This window comes from Companilactobacillus sp. y65-5, assembly GCF_057541095.1.
This window is the reverse complement of the sequence record NZ_BAAJOA010000003.1, coordinates 238,003-256,360: the sequence shown is the minus strand read 5'-3', so window position 1 is coordinate 256,360 and position 18,358 is coordinate 238,003. Positions and strand designations below refer to the sequence as shown.

General features: G+C 41.5%; 20 protein-coding genes. 16 read left to right on the top strand and 4 right to left on the bottom strand.

Annotated elements, in window-relative coordinates; genetic code table 11:
• Nucleotides 1–92 precede the first annotated feature (92 nt).
• The gene (locus AC27FM_RS07675) at nt 93–2,525 is read right to left on the bottom strand and encodes an LPXTG cell wall anchor domain-containing protein (RefSeq protein WP_487087148.1); all 2,433 of its coding nucleotides are present in this window, start codon (nt 2,523–2,525) and stop codon (nt 93–95) included.
• A gap of 177 nt (nt 2,526–2,702) precedes the next feature.
• Between AC27FM_RS07675 and AC27FM_RS07670 the strand changes: the two genes are divergently transcribed.
• The 4 genes from AC27FM_RS07670 (at nt 2,703) to AC27FM_RS07655 (ending at nt 5,060) form a co-directional block, all read left to right on the top strand.
• The gene (locus AC27FM_RS07670) at nt 2,703–3,077 is read left to right on the top strand and encodes a GntR family transcriptional regulator (protein ID WP_487087147.1); all 375 of its coding nucleotides are present in this window, start codon (nt 2,703–2,705) and stop codon (nt 3,075–3,077) included.
• The gene (locus AC27FM_RS07665) at nt 3,070–3,783 is read left to right on the top strand and encodes an ATP-binding cassette domain-containing protein (protein ID WP_487087146.1); all 714 of its coding nucleotides are present in this window, start codon (nt 3,070–3,072) and stop codon (nt 3,781–3,783) included. Before AC27FM_RS07670 ends, AC27FM_RS07665 begins: the two co-directional genes overlap by 8 nt.
• Entirely contained in the window at nt 3,776–4,513 is a 738-nt protein-coding gene (locus AC27FM_RS07660) for a hypothetical protein (protein WP_487087145.1), read from the top strand. The genes AC27FM_RS07665 and AC27FM_RS07660 overlap by 8 nt, the downstream gene beginning before the upstream one ends.
• Nucleotides 4,514–4,586: 73 nt before the next feature.
• On the top strand, nt 4,587–5,060 hold the full coding sequence (locus AC27FM_RS07655; protein WP_487087144.1) for a glutathione peroxidase: 474 nt from the start codon (nt 4,587–4,589) through the stop codon (nt 5,058–5,060).
• A gap of 36 nt (nt 5,061–5,096) precedes the next feature.
• On the opposite strand, the gene budA is transcribed toward AC27FM_RS07655, so the two are convergent.
• Together budA and alsS are read right to left on the bottom strand one after the other, a co-directional pair.
• The gene (gene budA / locus AC27FM_RS07650; RefSeq protein WP_487087143.1) at nt 5,097–5,807 is read right to left on the bottom strand and encodes an acetolactate decarboxylase; all 711 of its coding nucleotides are present in this window, start codon (nt 5,805–5,807) and stop codon (nt 5,097–5,099) included.
• A 38-nt stretch (nt 5,808–5,845) separates the two neighbouring features.
• Nucleotides 5,846–7,522, bottom strand: a complete 1,677-nt coding sequence (alsS, locus tag AC27FM_RS07645) for an acetolactate synthase AlsS (RefSeq protein ID WP_487087142.1) — start codon at nt 7,520–7,522, stop codon at nt 5,846–5,848.
• A 98-nt stretch (nt 7,523–7,620) separates the two neighbouring features.
• On the opposite strand from alsS, the gene AC27FM_RS07640 reads away from it, so the two are divergent.
• A complete protein-coding gene (locus AC27FM_RS07640; protein ID WP_487087141.1) occupies nt 7,621–8,070 on the top strand; it encodes a MarR family winged helix-turn-helix transcriptional regulator in 450 nt (149 codons plus the stop codon).
• Here AC27FM_RS07640 and AC27FM_RS07635 read toward each other — a convergent pair.
• Nucleotides 8,067–8,477, bottom strand: coding sequence for a peptide deformylase (locus AC27FM_RS07635; protein WP_487087140.1), 411 nt, complete (start codon nt 8,475–8,477; stop codon nt 8,067–8,069). The genes AC27FM_RS07640 and AC27FM_RS07635 overlap by 4 nt on opposite strands.
• 69 nt (nt 8,478–8,546) lie before the next feature.
• On the opposite strand from AC27FM_RS07635, the gene AC27FM_RS07630 reads away from it, so the two are divergent.
• The 11 genes from AC27FM_RS07630 to AC27FM_RS07580 all read left to right on the top strand — a co-directional run bounded on the left by AC27FM_RS07630 (nt 8,547) and on the right by AC27FM_RS07580 (nt 18,343).
• Nucleotides 8,547–9,368 (top strand): glycosyltransferase family 8 protein, encoded by an 822-nt coding sequence (locus AC27FM_RS07630; RefSeq protein ID WP_487087139.1) that lies wholly within the window; start codon nt 8,547–8,549, stop codon nt 9,366–9,368.
• A 95-nt stretch (nt 9,369–9,463) separates the two neighbouring features.
• Nucleotides 9,464–9,742 carry a helix-turn-helix domain-containing protein gene (locus AC27FM_RS07625; RefSeq protein ID WP_487087138.1) on the top strand — a complete coding sequence of 93 codons (279 nt, stop codon included), beginning with the start codon at nt 9,464–9,466 and terminating at the stop codon, nt 9,740–9,742.
• Between the two features lie 139 nt (nt 9,743–9,881).
• Nucleotides 9,882–10,937 carry an EpsG family protein gene (locus AC27FM_RS07620; protein ID WP_487087137.1) on the top strand — a complete coding sequence of 352 codons (1,056 nt, stop codon included), beginning with the start codon at nt 9,882–9,884 and terminating at the stop codon, nt 10,935–10,937.
• A 160-nt stretch (nt 10,938–11,097) separates the two neighbouring features.
• Nucleotides 11,098–11,880, top strand: coding sequence for a YveK family protein (locus AC27FM_RS07615; RefSeq protein ID WP_487087136.1), 783 nt, complete (start codon nt 11,098–11,100; stop codon nt 11,878–11,880).
• Between the two features lie 3 nt (nt 11,881–11,883).
• Nucleotides 11,884–12,615, top strand: a complete 732-nt coding sequence (locus AC27FM_RS07610; RefSeq protein ID WP_487087135.1) for a CpsD/CapB family tyrosine-protein kinase — start codon at nt 11,884–11,886, stop codon at nt 12,613–12,615.
• Between the two features lie 48 nt (nt 12,616–12,663).
• Nucleotides 12,664–13,317 carry a sugar transferase gene (locus AC27FM_RS07605; protein WP_487087134.1) on the top strand — a complete coding sequence of 218 codons (654 nt, stop codon included), beginning with the start codon at nt 12,664–12,666 and terminating at the stop codon, nt 13,315–13,317.
• Between the two features lie 12 nt (nt 13,318–13,329).
• A complete protein-coding gene (locus tag AC27FM_RS07600; RefSeq protein ID WP_487087133.1) occupies nt 13,330–14,409 on the top strand; it encodes a glycosyltransferase in 1,080 nt (359 codons plus the stop codon).
• Nucleotides 14,406–15,467 (top strand): glycosyltransferase, encoded by a 1,062-nt coding sequence (locus tag AC27FM_RS07595; RefSeq protein ID WP_487087132.1) that lies wholly within the window; start codon nt 14,406–14,408, stop codon nt 15,465–15,467. Before AC27FM_RS07600 ends, AC27FM_RS07595 begins: the two co-directional genes overlap by 4 nt.
• Nucleotides 15,468–15,472: 5 nt before the next feature.
• Nucleotides 15,473–16,474, top strand: a complete 1,002-nt coding sequence (locus AC27FM_RS07590; RefSeq protein WP_487087131.1) for a glycosyltransferase family 2 protein — start codon at nt 15,473–15,475, stop codon at nt 16,472–16,474.
• Nucleotides 16,475–16,480: 6 nt separating this feature from the next.
• Nucleotides 16,481–17,239, top strand: coding sequence for a glycosyltransferase (locus AC27FM_RS07585; RefSeq protein WP_487087130.1), 759 nt, complete (start codon nt 16,481–16,483; stop codon nt 17,237–17,239).
• 168 nt (nt 17,240–17,407) lie between these two features.
• On the top strand, nt 17,408–18,343 hold the full coding sequence (locus tag AC27FM_RS07580) for a capsular polysaccharide synthesis protein (protein WP_487087129.1): 936 nt from the start codon (nt 17,408–17,410) through the stop codon (nt 18,341–18,343).
• Nucleotides 18,344–18,358: the final 15 nt, after the last annotated feature.

Genomic DNA, 18,358 nt, shown 5'->3' with positions numbered 1-18,358 from the left:
TTTAAGATAATCATTGACTACGCGTAGCTAATAGACTGATGAGATAATAAGCTAAAAAAATGACGATTCCTCAAAGGATCGTCATTTTTTGATTATTCATTTTTTTTGCGCTTGAATCCTAAGACACCCGCAACTGTCAGTAACAACATCCCCAGTTGAGCATACCAAGTAGTCTGTTCGCCTGTCTGCGGCAATTTGCCTTTGGATGAGTCTGAAGGATAGTTCTTAATTAGACCAACTGAGTTGTCAGTATTGAGAACTGAACCATCAGGTGCACTGTCAGGGTTGTTACCAGAAGTAGAAGTATTGTCGCTTAGTAAATTATCGTTATTTGATGTGTTGTCGGAATCGTTGTCAGAATTATTGTTATCATTTCCATTAGAATTATTATCTGAGGGATCATCATTGCTACCAGTTCCATTGTCGCCAGAAGTATTGCCATCAGGATCATTGTTATTCGAGGAACCATCATCTCCGGTATGGTTATCACCAGAAGAATTATTGTCACTAGAACCATTGCCAGAGTTAGATCCGGAACCACCGGAGCTATGCTTAGCTACGATCGTTAATTTGGCAGAAGCAATGTTATTGTGAGCTATGCCTAAAGGATCGGTATAGGTGTAGTTGATAGTATAGACTCCGGTAACGGAAGTATCGATCGTGTCTAATGGCTGATTGTTGGCGTCTAAGTACGTTGCTGCTATATCAGCGCCATCAACTGATACATCGTTTCCATCATTATCGACAACCCCTGTGACGTTATCCTTGTAGTTCCAAGGATCGTTAGTGTTGATCGTCAGGTCTTTAGTCGTTAGGGCGCTATTATTTGCGAGTACCGTAATCGTATTAGTAGTAGTGACAGTATTACCTAATGAATCCACGTAAGAATAAGTGACGGTGTATGTACCAGCTGCCGTCATATCTGTAACACTTGCACCACTGCTGTCAGTAAGGTTGTAAGTCAGCTTGCCATCTGTATAGGCTGAATTTCCAGTAATGTTAGAATCTCCAGAATCGGTCAACGTAAGATTAGCCGTGGGGTCAAAAGTTTGTCCAACTGTTAGTGAAATAGGTCCTGTGGTTTGTAGTTTACTGTCATCTACGTAAATCGTGTAAGTATTACCAGCTATTCCAGCCGTAGTAGAAGATTCCAGTGAAGTAGGCATCAGCTTGATTTCGTCAGTCATAGTTCCAGAGTCGATATTGAATTGACTGTCAGGATATGCTGTTTGTAAATCTGCCAGTAAGTCTGCACGTGAATAGGTAGTTCCATCTTGACCGCTCTTTGTGATAGTTTGAAGATTTGCGCCCGTTGGATCTGATGCAGACTTAACATTGTATGTATCAGTGACATTTACGTGAGTGTAAGTTAACGTTCTCTTCATTGATACGCCGCTACCAGATGTCAGTGCAATACCTAAGATGTTTTTATCGGGTATATTACTCCCTAAATCACTGGATGCAATTGTTGAATAGCCCCCCTTGGAGTAAGTGTTATCTCCCACACCAGCATAGAGCACACCGAAATCTTTGAGTTCATCTTTATTGCCAGCGTTGAACGAGACGGTTTTTGGGGTAGTGTCAATGTCAGCTCCAGTAGTGATTGGAAGTTTCATCTTCGTTCTATTTTTATATGGGACGGTTTTTTTGTCTACAGATTTAATAACTGATGCACCATCATTAGGTTTGAAATAAAATACCTGTCTGCCATCGGATGTGTTATTTAATTGGTAGACGGTCAAGCTACTGATGTTAATATCAGGATCAGTTTGATTGTTTAAGTCAGTGACGTAGTTGTTGGCACCAGTCTGGAATTCAGCTAAGTTACCAGTGATAGATAATGGCAATACTAAATAAAAACCATAGAGTTGGTCGCCTGGAATTAAGCGCTCAGTGATGTAAGGGGCAAATTGAGCCTTGGCCTTAGCATTGTATAGGACGTATTTTCCTGTTGCGTCGATGTAGAAGTTAGCAAGTGTTGGTATAGCAGAAATTGTAGTAGGTTCTGGGACAGTAGTTTGGTCAGTCGTCGCAGGTTCAGTTGTCGCATCGGTACTAGTGTTGTTACCTTGATTATCAGTGCTAGTCTGGGTGCCACTGGTTGTGTCTGAACCATTTGGGTCATCTGAATTCTCCGAGCTGTCAGACGGATCTAGTGCATTAGATTGAGTCACAGCTTTGGTCAAATTTTCTGAACTATCAACGGTCGAGGATTTCAAGGTGTCGTCATTATTAGATTTACTATCCTCAGTTTGGTCATTAACAGATCTATCACTACTAGAAGTATCATCATTTGAACTAGTCGTATCGCTTGGCGTATTGTCCACTGTATCGGTAGTGGCCTTTTGATTGCTATTTTCCAGTGCTGGCTCACTATTTGAGGTCGCGTTGTCAGTAACATCAGCGTGGACAGGGGTTGATAATGATAACCCAGCGATGACGGAGGCAGTTACTAACGGTACAGTAAGCCACTTCTTATCGGTTTTGTAGTTTGGAGGTAGATCAAAGACCCTTTTTTCTTTCATTATTAACACTCCTATCCCTCATAAATAACGATAAATACTCAAAAAGTATACTTATTATTATCAATAATAGCACAATATAAAAAATATAATTATTCAAACTAATTATTTAAATTTGCACTTTAAGAATCGAAGAGTTACACTGTAATAGTAAACTAGTACAGTAGAGGAGGGGTGGAAATGCAATTTGACGATAAGGTACCAATTTATTATCAAATCAAAAATCACCTTTATCATCAGATAGTCACGGGTACGATTCAACCGGGTGAGAAGTTACCATCAGTCCGGCAATTAGCACTCGACGTAACGGTCAATGTCAATACTGTTCAGCGGGCATTGGCTGAGATGCTGTCAGAAGGGATCATTGAATCTCAACGTGGTAAGGGTAATTTCGTTACGACCGATACTGATAGTATTGAGGGATTAAAAGAACAATTGATCAATGAGCAATTGGATCTATCCTATCAACAATTACATGACTTGAACTTGAGTGATGATGAGATATTGTCAGAAATGAAAACTTACATGATAAATAGAGGTGAACAACATGAGTGAGTTGTTAAAAATTAAAGGATTGAATTATACCCATGGATTAAAAAAAATCTTACGTGACGTTGATTTGACTGTCGATAGCGGCAAAATCATTGGCTTACTAGGCGAGAACGGTGCCGGTAAGACGACTTTGATGCGTTTGATAATTGGCGTAGCTCATGGTAATGGTGAGATCGAAGTAGCTGGTGCTAGTAAGATAGCCGAACGTAAGAGTCATATCAGCTTTACGGAACGTCTGAGTGGTTTCCCTAAGCAGATAAAGGTAGGAAAGATATTTGATATTTATCAAAATATCTATCCAGATTTCAATATCGCAAGGTCGCATGCCATGATCGAATTCATGGAGATAGATAAGAACTTAAAACTATCGTCACTGTCAAAAGGTATGAAAGAAAAACTGATTATAGCCTTAACTCTTTCACGCCAAGCAGATTTGTATTTGTTGGATGAACCATTTGGTGGGATCGACAGCATGAGCCGTAAGAAGATCATCAACAGTATTATCAAATGGAAGCCAGAGAATTCAACGATGATCATCAGTGATCATTATGTATCTGAGATATCTTCGATCTTAGATGAGGTCATCATTGTCAAAGACCAGACTATCAATTGCCACAAACAGGCTGATGAGATTCGTGAAGAGACCAATATGAGTATCGAGGAATTCTACGAGAGCCTGTACGACGAAGGGGGTCAACAAAATGACTAGTTTTGGCAATGTTTTTAAAATAATGTTCGGTGAAAAATTCCGCAATATGAATAATATTCTGATGATCAATGTTTTAGCTATTATCGTAAGTATCATCTGGACGGCGGTCCAAGGTCAGTTTACGATGGGAGCTCCTCTAAGTATCGCAGTTAATTGGTCCATGCTGGCATTTTTGATTTCTTTCGTCATGATGTGTACGATCCAAGAACGTGAGTACAATTACGACAGTTATCGGATGATGCCGATCAGTGATACGAAGTTTTATAGCGCTAATTTATTATCGTCGATAGTCTCCTATCTATATCTTGTGGTGGTCGAAGTGGTAATCTACTTGTTGACAGCTACCTTTGATTGGTCAGGTTATATGCAGATGCTCAATGGCATGATATCATCTAGCGATGTAATAAAAATGGCCTTAGCACTATTCGCACTGTTTGCATCACTTATCATTCTTGTTTGGACGACAGTTACTTTGTCGCACTTGGTAATACGCACAATATCGAAGTTCATACCTTCTACTAGACGTTCAATTGTTATTGTTTTTAATATTGCTGAGATTTCATTATTTATATACGTTTTCGGAGCTATGATGAGAAGAATAACGGACACTAGTGCCAACTTCTCTGTTAGTTTCATCACTACCGTTTTGGCGTTCTTAGGAATCGCGATCGTTGAATCCGCCATCAGTATATATTTATTGAATAACTGGGTAGAGACGATTTCGGAATAATAATAAATCAAAATAGTTATATTCTCTCCATATTAAACGTATAATGGCATTAATATGGAAGGAATGATGCAAAGTGGCAGACATTTATGATTTTTCAGAGATAGAAATGAACGGCTCAAAGATAAATTTTAATGATTATAAGGGTAAAGTAGTCTTGATCGTCAATACAGCTAGTAAATGTGGGTTGGCTCCACAACTTGAGGGCATTGAAGCACTGTATAAGAAGTACCATAAGCAAGGATTGGAAGTTTTAGGATTGCCATCTAACCAATTCCATCAAGAATTAAGTTCAGATGATGAAACGAGTGAATATTGTCAAATGCACTACGGTGTAACATTCCCAATGACGAAGCAAGTTAAGGTCAATGGCGATGAGGAAGATCCGCTGTTCACTTACTTAAAAGAAACTTCTGGTCACGGTCGGATCAAGTGGAACTTCACCAAGTTCTTGATCGGACGTGATGGTCAGCTGGTCGAACGCTATGCACCGACTACTAAACCTGAAAAGTTCGAAGCAGAGATCGTAGCAGCATTGAATGCAAAATAAAAAACTTGAGCCTAGGCTCAAGTTTTTTTGTGGTCTCTATTCAGAATCATGAATGGCTTCGAGGATATTATCTTTTGAGAAGTCATGTTCCATGTAGGATTTGTTATCAGTTGGTAGATGTTGTTCTAAGCTATCGAATTGTTGAACGCTGACGGTGCCGGTGACAGATTCGAATTCTAAGATATGACCACCGAAGTCGTGTTCGTCGGACATGAAGTGACTGTGGAATCCAGCTACCGCCACACCATCGAAGATGTCTGGTGAATAGTAGCTGAGCAAGGTACCTGCGACTGAATCTTTGGTGAAGATACTTTGTTTTTCAGCGGTTTCAGCTAGTGACTTGTATGGTTGAGCCGATTTTTGGACGGCTCGTGTCTTCATATTCTTAAAGGTACCGGTTATTTTAACAGAGTAAAAAGTATTGTTGCTCTTTGCGGCACTTGAAATCTGTTGTTGCAATTCATCACGCTTGATATCTTCTACTTGTAGCATTTCGGCATAATCACCGAAGTGGCTGTTGGCGAAGGGGAGCGTGAAGGTTCCGTCAACGATATTGACATTACCATCGCTATCGACTTGATACGGTGTGCCATCTAGGATGATCAGCTCACCATCAAGGCCTTCACCAGTACCGATACCAGTATCGCCATGACTGAGTAATTCCTTCATAGTCAGTGTGCCATCTAGTAATCCGGGGACTAGTAGGGCTAAGGTTCCGTGTTGATAAAGTACATTTGTGTTTGACATGAATGCCATCCTTCCTGAATTTAGCTGATTAGATCTGACTAGCTTAAGACGTCTTCCAATAATGCAGAAGCAAACTTCTTGTTGTCAGTGTAATCGACAGGGATGTCGATCACTACTGGTCCTGGAGTTTCGAAGGCTTTCTTTAGAGCAGTTTTTAGTTCTTCGGCGGTTTCGGCGTGCATACCAGTGGCTCCAAAGCTCTCAGCGTACTTGGCGAAGTCTACATTACCTAAGGTAACACCAGAATAACGTCCATACTTAGCTACTTCTTGGAATTTGACCATATCGTAGTAACCGTCATTCCAAACTAATTGAACGATGTTTAAGTTGAGACGTACGGCCGTCTCTAATTCTTGTCCTGAGAAGAGGAAGCCTCCATCACCAGCTACTGATACGACTGGTTTTTCGGGACGTTCCAAGGCGGCAGCGATAGCCCAAGGTAGTGCGACTCCAAGTGTCTGCATACCATTACTGAATAGAAGATGACGTGGTTTGTAGCTTCTGAAGTGACGTGCCATCCAGATGTATAGACTACCAACGTCGACGGTAACAGTCGTGTCATCGTCTACTTGATTTTGTAAGGCATTGATGATGGCTAGGGGATGAACGCCTTTTTTAGGATCACTTGCAGGCACCTTGTCTTGTGACAAGAAGTTGACTTGCATGTCATGGAGGTGGTCCTTCAAGTCGGCACTGAGTGAGATGTCGGCTGGCAATTTGTGAGCAATGTCTCTCATAGTCTTAGCGATGTCAGCTTGAACGATCAAGTCTGGTTGATATTCGTTGGAGATTTCTGGAGCAATGCTATCTAGGTTGATAACTTCACCTTGACGATCGACATTCCAGATTCTAGCTTCGTATTCGACAGGATCATAACCAACGGCAAGCACTAAGTCACTCTCTTTGAGGATGGCATCACCGATTTGGTTTCTGAAGAGGCCGACACGTCCGTAATAGTTCTTCTCAAGGTCACGAGAAATAACTCCAGCACCTTGGAAGGTTTCGACGACGGGAATTGAGAACTTGTGTAATAGATGGTGAATGGAATCAGTTACTTCTTCACTCGATGAGCGCATTCCGGCTAGAATGACTGGCAACTTAGCCGTCTTGATCTTCTCGATGATTTGATCGACGATCTCGCTACTTGCACTACCTTGTTGGATCGGTGCTAGTTTCTTGATCTCTGGTACAGTGACTTCGTCGTCAAGCACGTCCTTTGGTAATGAAATAAAAGTCGCACCGGACTTGGGAGCCATAGCAGTTTGGTAAGCATTAGCGAAAGTTTCAGATAGGTTATTAGAATCTTGAACTTCGACACTGTCCTTAGTAGCTGAGCTGAGTAGTTCCTTACTAGGAATACTCTGGTGAGTTAGTCTGGCAACGTCGTTACGAGGAACTTGTCCACCAAGGGCAACGACTGGATCACCTTCAGAGGTAGCTGTGATCAAACCAGTGGCTAAGTTAGAGACGCCGGGTCCAGATGTTGTAGCGACTACACCGGGCTTACCAGTCAAACGGCCGATACCAGATGCAATGAAGGCAGCGTTTTGTTCGTGGTGTGTGATGATCAGCTTAGGAGCTTTGGGATTGTCGCTGTACTCCATCAAATCAAACAGCTTGTCCACCTTAGCACCGGGAAGTCCAAACACATACTTGACTCCTTGATTGATCATTGAATTAAATAAAGCTTCAGAACCATTCTTCTTCGTTGACATTGAGAATATCCTCCTTGAGATTCACTTGTAGTGATGTTATTGTTAATAACATAAATCGTTTGTGTTGATTTGTCAACACGTAAGACTTGGAGATAATTATGAAGAATATTGGATACCTTGCGCAAGATATTTCTATCTTACATAGACAGTACTATAAGGATACAAAAGGAAAATTTGATGATTTAAAGCTCAATCCGACCGCCGCCTGTATTTTGTTATCGATCGGCGATTATCCACAAATAAGTCAGAATCAAGTAGCAAGGTTGCTAGTAGTCGATAAGGGTCTGGCAACTCGTGAAATCAATAAAATGCAAAAACTCGATTACTTGAGCAAAGTCGACGGTGTTGGTAAAACTAAAAACTTATTATTGACGGAGACGGGAAAGACGATAGTTGCGAAGGTGCAACAGATAAGGATCGACTGGTGGCAAGAGCGCTTCTCTGAAACAGGCATCAGTGCGGACAGTCCGCTGTTCGATGCGGTCGAGACGGTCGTCAGAGCTATCACTGAACCTACTGAGTCAGAGCTGAATCTGGACAAGAGTTAGATCAGGATACCTTCGAAGTGATCCATCTCGTGTTGGATGATTTCGGCTACGAAACCTTCGAAGTCTTGTGTATGTTCAGTAAAGTTTCGATCGAAGTATTTAACTTTGATATTTTGATAACGTGTAGCTGAACGTTCACCAGTTAAGGACAGGCAGCCTTCTTGGGCAGTGTACTTGCCGCTTTTTTGAATAATGACTGGATTGATCATCGGTATCGGCATCATCCCCAATTGAAAGACTAGGATACGCTTGTTGACGCCGATCATGTTGGCGGCCATACCGACGCAGTGGTCTTTATGGTCGTTCAAAGTGTCGAGCAAGTCAGTGACAGTCTGGGCATCGTTTGGAGTCGCCGGAGTGGATTTTTGTGATAAAAAGTTCGTGTCGTAATTGATAGATTTAATCATGATTTCCCCTAATATTTTGATATGTCACAATGATACAATAACATTAGATACCAAGCGAGGGGGATCAACATGAACTTACTATTTGCAATCGATGATAATGTGGTTGATCAATTATTAACGACACTATTTTCCATTCAAGTTAATACACCTAAAGTTCCATTATCGATCTACGTGATTCAAAAAGAACCACTCAAGCAGACCGACCAGATCGTTGAGTTTTGTCAAAAAAACAACATCGAATACCATCCGATCATCATCGGTACGGAATTGTTCAAGGATGCGCCAGTTACGGATCGCTATCCGGCTACGATCTATTATCGGCTCTTAGCCCATGATTATTTACCTGCTGATTTAGACCGGATTCTTTATTTAGATATAGATATTTTAGTTATCAATAATTTATTACCGCTATACAATTTGGATTTTGAGGATAATCTGTATGCGGCTGCCAGCCACTCGGCTTTTGCGAATGATGTCACAGATTCGATCAATAAATTACGACTAGGTAACTACGACGCTGAGAGTTACTACAATTCCGGCATTCTCTTGATGAATCTGCCCAAGATCCGCGAGCAGGTCAAGGCTCAAGATATTTTTGACTATATCGAAGAGAACAAGCTGACTTTGGTCTTGCCCGATCAGGATGTTTTGAACGGATTGTACGGTCATCAATTCAAAAAAATACCCGATGAACTCTACAACTACGATGCTCGGATGAGTGCTTGGTACTTGGCTTTGAGTGCAGGTGAATGGACCCTAGATTGGGTGATCGAGCACACGGTCGTCTTACACTTTTGCGGTCGTGACAAGCCGTGGAAACCGGATTATCGTGGTCGATATTCTGGCCTGTACAAACACTATGCCCATCTCACGAAACGTGCTTATAATTAGATCAAAAAATGGTTTGTAAATGAACTTTACATTAAAAAATGTTAGAATCCATATTGGAACGTTGATTTTATTATGCGACCGAAAGGATGTTTCAATTGAGAACAAATGGATTTTCAACTTCCTCTATAATTGCAGACAATGAATACTTGAGGAATGCAATTGCATCTAAGCAGTTTGATCTATCGCTTGAGATAATCAAGTTAGAAAGAGAATTAAACTTGTCACAAAAAGAAGCTTCCGAAGCACTGAATATCCCATTGGATAGATTTTTAAAATACGAATCTGGCGATAGACGTATCCCAGAAGATAGGTACCAGAAGATAATCGATGAATTATCTGATTTACGAGATGATCGTAACGGAGTGCTTAGTTAAGACAGCTGAATAATAAGTATGAATTCAATATGAGTCGTGACCTAGTCATGGCTTATTTTTTTTGACTGATACCTCAGGATAGAAATGTTTAAACAAATGAGTTATTCTTACTCACAAAGATAATTGTGGGGTAAGAATAATGATTTTTTACTCGGTCAACATATTAATTTTTTTTGTTTATAGCTTTTTGGTAGACACGCATCTCAAGAATCAACGAATTTATTTTTGGTTGATCTGGTGCCATCTATCATTCTTGATGGGATTGCGGACGTACTATGTCGGAACGGATACTTATCAGTATGTCTGTTATTATCTGAATCAAAACAACGGCTTCAATGGCAATGGAGCCATGCTCTATTCGTTATTGAGCCGATCCGTATTTGCGGTTTTTAAAGACAACTATCAAGTATTCTTGTTGATACTGTCGTTTTTGACAGTTTTTTTGATTCTCAAGTCGATCGAGCTACTCAATGACGATGGTAATTTATTCACGGCAGTATTTATTTATCTGACGTTTTATTTTTATTTCGAGAGCTTCAATATTCAGCGACAAATGTTGGCAGTGTCGATAGCTTGCTTCGCGATGGCGTTGTTGTCAAAAAAAAGAATTTTTTGGTCGATATTATTATTCACCTTTGCAGTCGGGATTCACAGTACGGCTATTTTTGCCGTCATCGGATATGTGATCTGGTATATCAAGAAGTCCAAGTTGCTCTTGAGCATAACTATTCTTATGGCGGCGCTGTCCAACTTCTTTTTGAGCAATGTTTTAGCGAGTTTCTCGGATATCTTCGATCACTATATCATGTACACGGACACGGTCTTGGAATCTGGCGGTGGGACGTTAGTTTTGGGGATTTTTTTGTTACTACTGATCGTAGTAGCGGTATTTTCCACAGAAATATTAACCGATCAAACCTTAGGCTTTGCTACTTTCATGACAGCGATCGGAGCCGTCTTATATATCGTTGGGATGAGATCACAGCTGATCATCCGGATGGCCAATTATTTTGCGATCTATTCAGTCATCTTCATTCCCAACATGATCCGATTACTGTCACAGAGATTCACTCATCAGCGGATCTGGTACTTGGGATTTTCCGTCGCCTTGCTGATCGTCGGTTCAGTTATTTTTTATTACAAGTTAGCCAACAATCTTGGCGAGATAGTTCCCTATACTTTCAACAGCATCTAGGCGTTTGCCTAGGTGTATTTTTTTTGCTCGATAGACGTTTTGTAATTTCAATTCTATTCATTATATCATCTGTTTAAACATGTTTTATCATATAACCTAGCTACAAGATTTGTATTAAAAAATAAATTTTATAGTTAAAAAAGTATCTGGGAGGGCAATCGTGAAATCAGGTCAAAACAGTGCTAACATAGTTGATTTACTAGAAATATTCGGTATATTGCGCAAGCACTTCAAGCTAATTGTCATCACAACGGTTATTACGATTTTGGCATCTGCCTTAGTCACCTTCTTCGTCATGACTCCCAAATACGAAGCTAGCACAGAAATATTAGTTAATCGTAAGTTGTCGGGGGATATGCAAGACGCCCAGTTCCAGCAAGTTCAGGCTGACGTGCAGATGATCAGTACCTACAAGGATATCATCACTAGCCCAACGGTCTTGAATCCGGTGGATCAAAAGTTAAATGGTTATCCGGGCTATCCCGGCGGCGTAGAACAGTTACAAAAATCTATCTCGATCAGTAATCAGCAAAACTCGCAAGTCTTCACGCTGACTGCCAAGTCATCGAATCCTAATACTGCCGCGACTATCGCCAATACCACGGCGCAGGTTTTTAAGACTAAGATCAGCAAGATCATGAGTATCGATAATGTCTCAGTCGTATCCGTAGCGACACCTGAATCTAAGCCAGTGAGTCCTAAGAAACTCTTGAACTTGTTGCTAGGCTTAGTGCTAGGTCTAGTCTTAGGGATCATCGTTGCCTTCATTAGAGAGATGACGGACAAGACAGTTACCAGCAGCGACTTCTTGGCGAATGATCTTGGTTTGACCAATCTCGGTCAAGTCGATGAGATCAATGACAAATTGTTCAAAGCCAAGGGCATTCAGAGTGTTAGTCGTGATACTGACAGCGCGGTACTGATCAAACACAGGAGGGTGTAAGCCGTGTTCAGAGCAAAGAATAAGCTTGATAATAATAGCCAAAAATTTGGCATTGGGTTAGTGACCTACACTGATCCCACGGGCATGATCGCAGAGCAGTTTCGTACGATCCGTACGAATATTCAGTTCTCGTCGATCGACAAAAAAATCAAGTCACTAGTTTTTACTTCGTCGGCACCCTCTGAAGGCAAGTCCACGGTGAGTAATAACTTGGCAGTCACTTGTGCTAATCAAGGTTCCAAGACATTACTGATCGACGCTGATCTCAGACGCCCGACGATTCATCAGACTTTTTCGCTAGACAATCGTGAAGGTCTATCTAATTACTTGCTGGGAAACGCCACACCGGAGGAGGTCATAAGAACTACCGCGATCAATAATCTATACGTCATCACCAGTGGACCGATACCACCGAATCCAGCTGAGATATTGGGCAGTAGCAAGATGCAAGAATTTATCAAGATCCTGTCGGAACAATTCGACCTCTTGATCTTTGACGCACCACCGGTGAACACAGTGACTGATACGCAGGTGCTAGCCACGCAAGTCGATGGAGTCATCTTGGTAGTTCCACAAGGGATCGCTCAGAAGTCTGGAGTCCAGCATGCTAAAGAGATGTTGGAAATGGTCCACGCCAATATCTTAGGAACGGTCATGAATCGCGTGACCGAACGCAACTCCAGTAGTTATTATGGAATCTATTATGGCGGATATTATACGGAAAATAAAAAATAACAATTACAAGATCGGAATTGATGGAGGAAAGTTTCTGAGGTCTTGTTAATGGAATATCCAAAAGTTTCAATTGATATAACTTATTTACAGCATCGCTATTTTTATCGAGTGATGAAACGAGGCTTTGATGTTGTAGCCAGTTTTACAGGCATGGTAGTCTTATCGCCGGTTTTTTTGGTCGTCGGATTGGCGATCAAGTTAGAAGATCCACACGGACCAGTGTTTTATGAGCAGGTGCGGTTGGGTAAGCTACAAAAAGAGTTTTTGATGTTCAAGTTTCGCTCGATGTGTGTCGATGCTGACGAGAAATTAAAGAATTTACAAGAAAAAAACGAAGTGTCCGGGGCAATGTTCAAGATGAAATCAGACCCACGTATTACACGTGTCGGTCACTTCATTCGAAGATATAGCATCGATGAATTACCACAGCTACTAAATGTTTTTTTAGGGGAAATGAGCTTAGTTGGTCCCAGGCCACCACTGCCAGAGGAGGTCAAATCATACAGCAGCTATGACTTACAGCGTCTAGACGTGAAGCCGGGCTGTACGGGATTGTGGCAGATCAGCGGTCGTAGTGACGTCGGCTTTGACGAGATGATCAGATTAGATCTGGAGTATATCAACCATTCCAGTATGGGATTCGACTTGTACCTTTTGATGCGCACGGTGAGGGTATTCTTCAAACCAAATGGAGCATATTAATGGGGTGAGATTATGAAAGTCTTAGAAATATGTGAGGCCTATGGCGGCGGAGTTAAGCGACAAATAGACTATTTGAACCAATTTGAAAATGTTCAAGATATCGACATGATCACGCTCGTTAGTAATCGACGGGATTCAGATATCCCTAGAAAATACTTAGTTGATAATAGAATGTCTGATTTTCCCAAACATATCTTCAAGTTTATGTCGGTCATCCCCTGTCTGCACCAACTGATCAGGGCTAAAAAAATCCAAATCGTTCATGCACACAGTACGATCGCAGGGATCACGATGGTGCTTTACAAATTACGTTATCGCCATGGACCGTCAGTGATCTATACTCCACACGCTTACTACTCGGAAGTTGCTCGCGGCTTCTTCAAGGATTGGGTCTTGAAGCTGGCAGAGAAGTTCATGAGCAGATTCTTCACTAAGGTGATCCACGTTTCTGACCAAGAAGAACAATACGCTTTGACCCACAAGCTGGTTAAGCAAGATAAGTCGGTCGTCATCAATAACGGTGTACCTACACCAACGATCCAAAAGGCGACCCATCAGCAGATCAACTTCGTCAATGTGGCTAGGTGCGACTATCAAAAGAACCCAGAACTGTTCATTCAGATCGCCCAAGTCGTAACCAAGGCCATTCCCAATACCGTTTTCACGTGGGTCGGCGACGGTAAGTTACTGAATGAGATGCAAGCGAGGGTCATTAGAGAAGGATTGGAAGACAGGGTGAAATTCGTGGGCTATCGCAGGGATCCGTATGAATATTTAATCAAGTCGGATATTTATGTCTCGACTTCTCGTTACGAAGGTCAACCATTCTCAGTCTTGGAAGCCATCTCTGAAAAAATGCCGCTGATCATCACAGATGTTATCGGTCACCGTGAATTAGTTGACGGCAACGGTATCTTGTTGACGGATGATATTTTGAATGACGAACAACGCTTGGTCGCCAGTTTCCAAACGGTGATAGCGGATGAAGATAAGTATGCAGCCGCTAGTTTCAAACTCTTCTCAGCTAAATATGACGTCATGACCATGGTCAATCGAACTGAAAATATCTACTTGAGTGGAGTGGTCAGATGAAGTCATTGGCTGTGATCGTACCGTACTTTTTTCCACCTTATATCGGTGGTACAGAGACAGTGCTGCGTAAGTGGGATCGGTATTTTTCTGAGCGAGATACACCGCAGGTCAAGTTTGTTTTGCCCTTCGCATATCGTGATAGCAATGTCTTCGGTCATGAAAAAAATTATTATTACGGTTGCAGGATATTCAATAATCACTGGATGCGCTATGTCGGAATCATCAATCTAGTTAGCTATCTTATCTTTACTAGAACCCAATACATCGTCGTGCTCTCGCCAAACTATATCAAGCTGGCCAAGCTAGTCAGAAGTATTTTTCATAAGCACTATCGCATCGTTTCGTGGATACATTTTTCTTTGGAACACAAATTCACTGAACAGTCGACTGTCTTCAAAGAAGCTGATTATCACTTGGCTATCTCGACTGGGATCAGAAGACAACTCATGACACTGGGGATTCCAGCCAACCGAATATTTACAGTCTTCAATCCTGTCGCTGAAAGTTCAGCAGTTATCCAGTCTTCCTCAGAACCGAAGTTTGTCTATGTGGGCCGTCTTGAATCTAGACGCCAAAAAAATCTCCACGAACTGATCGAGGCTTTTGCAATGCTGAGTCAAGAACTTCCACAGGCTAAGCTGGAGCTGTGGGGCAGTGGGACGGAGGTGCTAGACTTGCAACTCTTAGTGATCAAGCAGGGATTAGAAAATGTGTATTTCAAAGGCTGGAGCAACGATCCGTGGGCGCAAATAACGACGGGAACGGCCTTTGTTTTGACCTCGACCTACGAAGGTCTGCCAATGTCGATCCTCGAATCACTCTCACGAGGCTTGCCGGTGATAAGTTCTGACATTGCCACCGGTCCTGAAGATGAAGTGGTCACGTGCAATGGTCTGTTGTATCGCAGCGGCGACGTTAGGGGGTTGAAAGAAGCCATGCTAACGATGTATCAACAGTCTCAAAATTTTCAGACAACGGATATAAAAAAATCGATCGAGAAGTTTTATGAGTGTAATTATTTTAATAATCTAACAAAAGTCTTTGAAGAAATGAGGTGATGAAATTGGACAAGTTATTATCTGTGATCGTGCCGAGTTATAATGCTGAAAAATTTTTAGAACACACTTTGAGTTATCTAGTCAATTGTTCACATCTCCAGCGCTTAGACATCATCGTCGTTGACGACGGTTCAACCGACAAGACTGCTGAGATAGCCACCGACTTTGAAAATGAGTTCCCCGATGACATCAGAGTCATCACTCAAGCCAATGGTGGATACGGATCCGCCATCAATACCGGCATAAAATCTGCCACTGGTCGCTACTTCAAGGTCGTTGATGCTGACGACTGGTTGGATTCGAGGAACTTGGATACTTTCGTTGAACTGCTCAAGCGAGAGAATACGGATCTGATTTTGACGCCATTTTGGGCGTTCAACGATGTGAATAAATCTAAACGACTGCAATATATCAAGCCTGAGACTTTGAATTGGAAGCAACGATATTATTTGAAGACACAGGTGATCGACCGTCTGCCATCGATGCACACCTACACTCTGCGCACGGAATTGTTGCAAGAAAACGAGATTCATCTGGATACACATATTTATTACGTTGATATCGAATACATCCTCTATCCGATTCCATTCGTGAAGACTTTTAAGTTTGTTAATCTGCCGCTATACAATTATCGCGTCAATCAGCCTAATCAGTCGATCAGTCTGAACAATATGCGTAAGCATCAACAGCAACATGACTTGGTAGTTGAACACGTCAACGATTATATCAAGGAACACTTGGATGGGATGAATGACAATCAGTTTCAGTTGATGGTCGGACGTCTCAGCCGTTTGATCGCCACGCAAATGAAAATCATGACGTTGTCGCCATTGACATCTGGTACCAGAAAAAATCTCGATAGTTTTTATCGTAAGGTCAAAGAAGAATATTACTTCAACTTGAAAGATATCAATCTACCGATACGCTGGTTGATCGGTTCTAATTTTTATTTATTTCCTATCATTCGTTGTTTGGCAATCTTAAAGATGGATCTAGTTCATTTCTGAGAGGGGATGAGTGGCATGCATGTTACAGCCTTAGTCGTCACTTACAATCGCCGTGAATTATTACAGGAATGTTTGACAGCATTGGGAGAGCAAACTAGCCCGATCGATCATCTGATCGTTGTGGATAATCACAGTGTTGATGGGACCAGGGAATATCTGGATGGTTTGGATAAAAATTGGTTGATCGTGGAGCACCTTCCCCAAAATATCGGTGGTGCTGGTGGTTTTTATGAAGGTATCAAAGTATTTATGCAAACGACTACGGATGAATTGCTCTGGTTGATGGACGATGATACCATCCCGCAATCTACGGCTTTGGAACAACTATTAGTTGCCAGCCACGGGTTATCAGGGTTTGGATTCTTAGCCAGTAACGTCCGTTGGGTCGATGGTCAACCAGCGCGGATGAACATCCCGGTAGTGGATAACTTGAGGTGGAACCAGATGTCAGGCGGAGTTAAGTTTTACCCAGTCATCCAGTCAGCATCGTTTGTTTCGTTACTATTGCGCCGCGAGGTGATCGGGGACAAGTCGGTCTGCCCTACAAGAATTTTTTCTTATGGGGGGACGATGTGGAATACACCAGCCGCATCAGTAGTCAGTATCAGTCGTACTTCATTTCTCAGAGTTTGGTCTTGCACAAGACGGCGCAAAATACTGGCGTGGATATCGTCACTGATGACAGCGATAGGATCGGTCGATACTTCTATGCTTTTCGGAATAGATTTTTTTTGGCACATGAACAACGTGGCAAGAATAAATTAAAGGCATACGGAGGAATTTTTTGGGAATTATTAGAAGTTACTTTTAAACGAAATATTTCAGCAAGATCAAAAAAAATAAAAGTCATAATGCATGGAATTTGGTCGGGAATTTTTTTCCGTCCTAAGATAACATATGTCTCTAAAAAATAAGCATGGGCAGGTGAGCTTGATGTCACAATTATTTTTGGATTCATATTTAACAGCAATTTATAAATCAGAAGCAGCACTAAAAAAAATAACCGCCGGTAAAAAAACGATTTTACCGAGGTTCGTCTATAATCCATATCATTATTTTGTTGAGAAGAATATTCAAGAAACGATCAAGGATGTTCCAACGACTTTTTGGAATGACGAGTTGATCAAAGTTGATCCAGCTTTAACCAACAAAATCGTTTGGGTGATGTGGTGGCAAGTGTCAGATATTCCACCTTTCATCACACGCAATCTGACTTTGATGCGAGAACGATTGAATAAAAGAGTCATCGTTTTGAATGAAGAAAACATCGATGATTTCATTGATGTTCCAGAAACTATCAAAACAAAATTGAGCACTGGACAAATAGCATATACTACTTTTTCTGACTACATTAGGACCAAGGTACTCTTTGAATACGGTGGTGTCTGGTTGGACAGCACGATGTATGTAGCGAATAAAAATTTTTTGAATCATCTGACTTTTGCTGACCACGATCTGATCACTATCAAAGGCATCGCTGATTTTGGTAGTAAGTTCGTCCCCAAAGGGCGCTGGGTTATTTACTGCTTAGGCGGTCGCTCTGGTCAAATGATCTTCAAGTTTATCAATGATTGTTTGTCGTATTACTTGATGAATGACATCGAGACGCCGGACTATTTCTTGACCGACTATCTTCTGGACATTGCCTACAAAAACAATATCGGACAGTTTCAGGATAAGGTCAGACGAGTGCCGACCAATAATGTTGACTGTGAGAAGTTAGCTAAGATCATGAATCAAAAATTCGATGAGAAGATCTTTCAAAAAATCACGCAACATACGGGTATCTTCAAGTTATCGAACAAAATTGAATACCGTAGCCGCACCGTAGATCAGGAGAAGACTTTTTATAGTTATTTGTACGAATAATGACTGGAAGGTGAG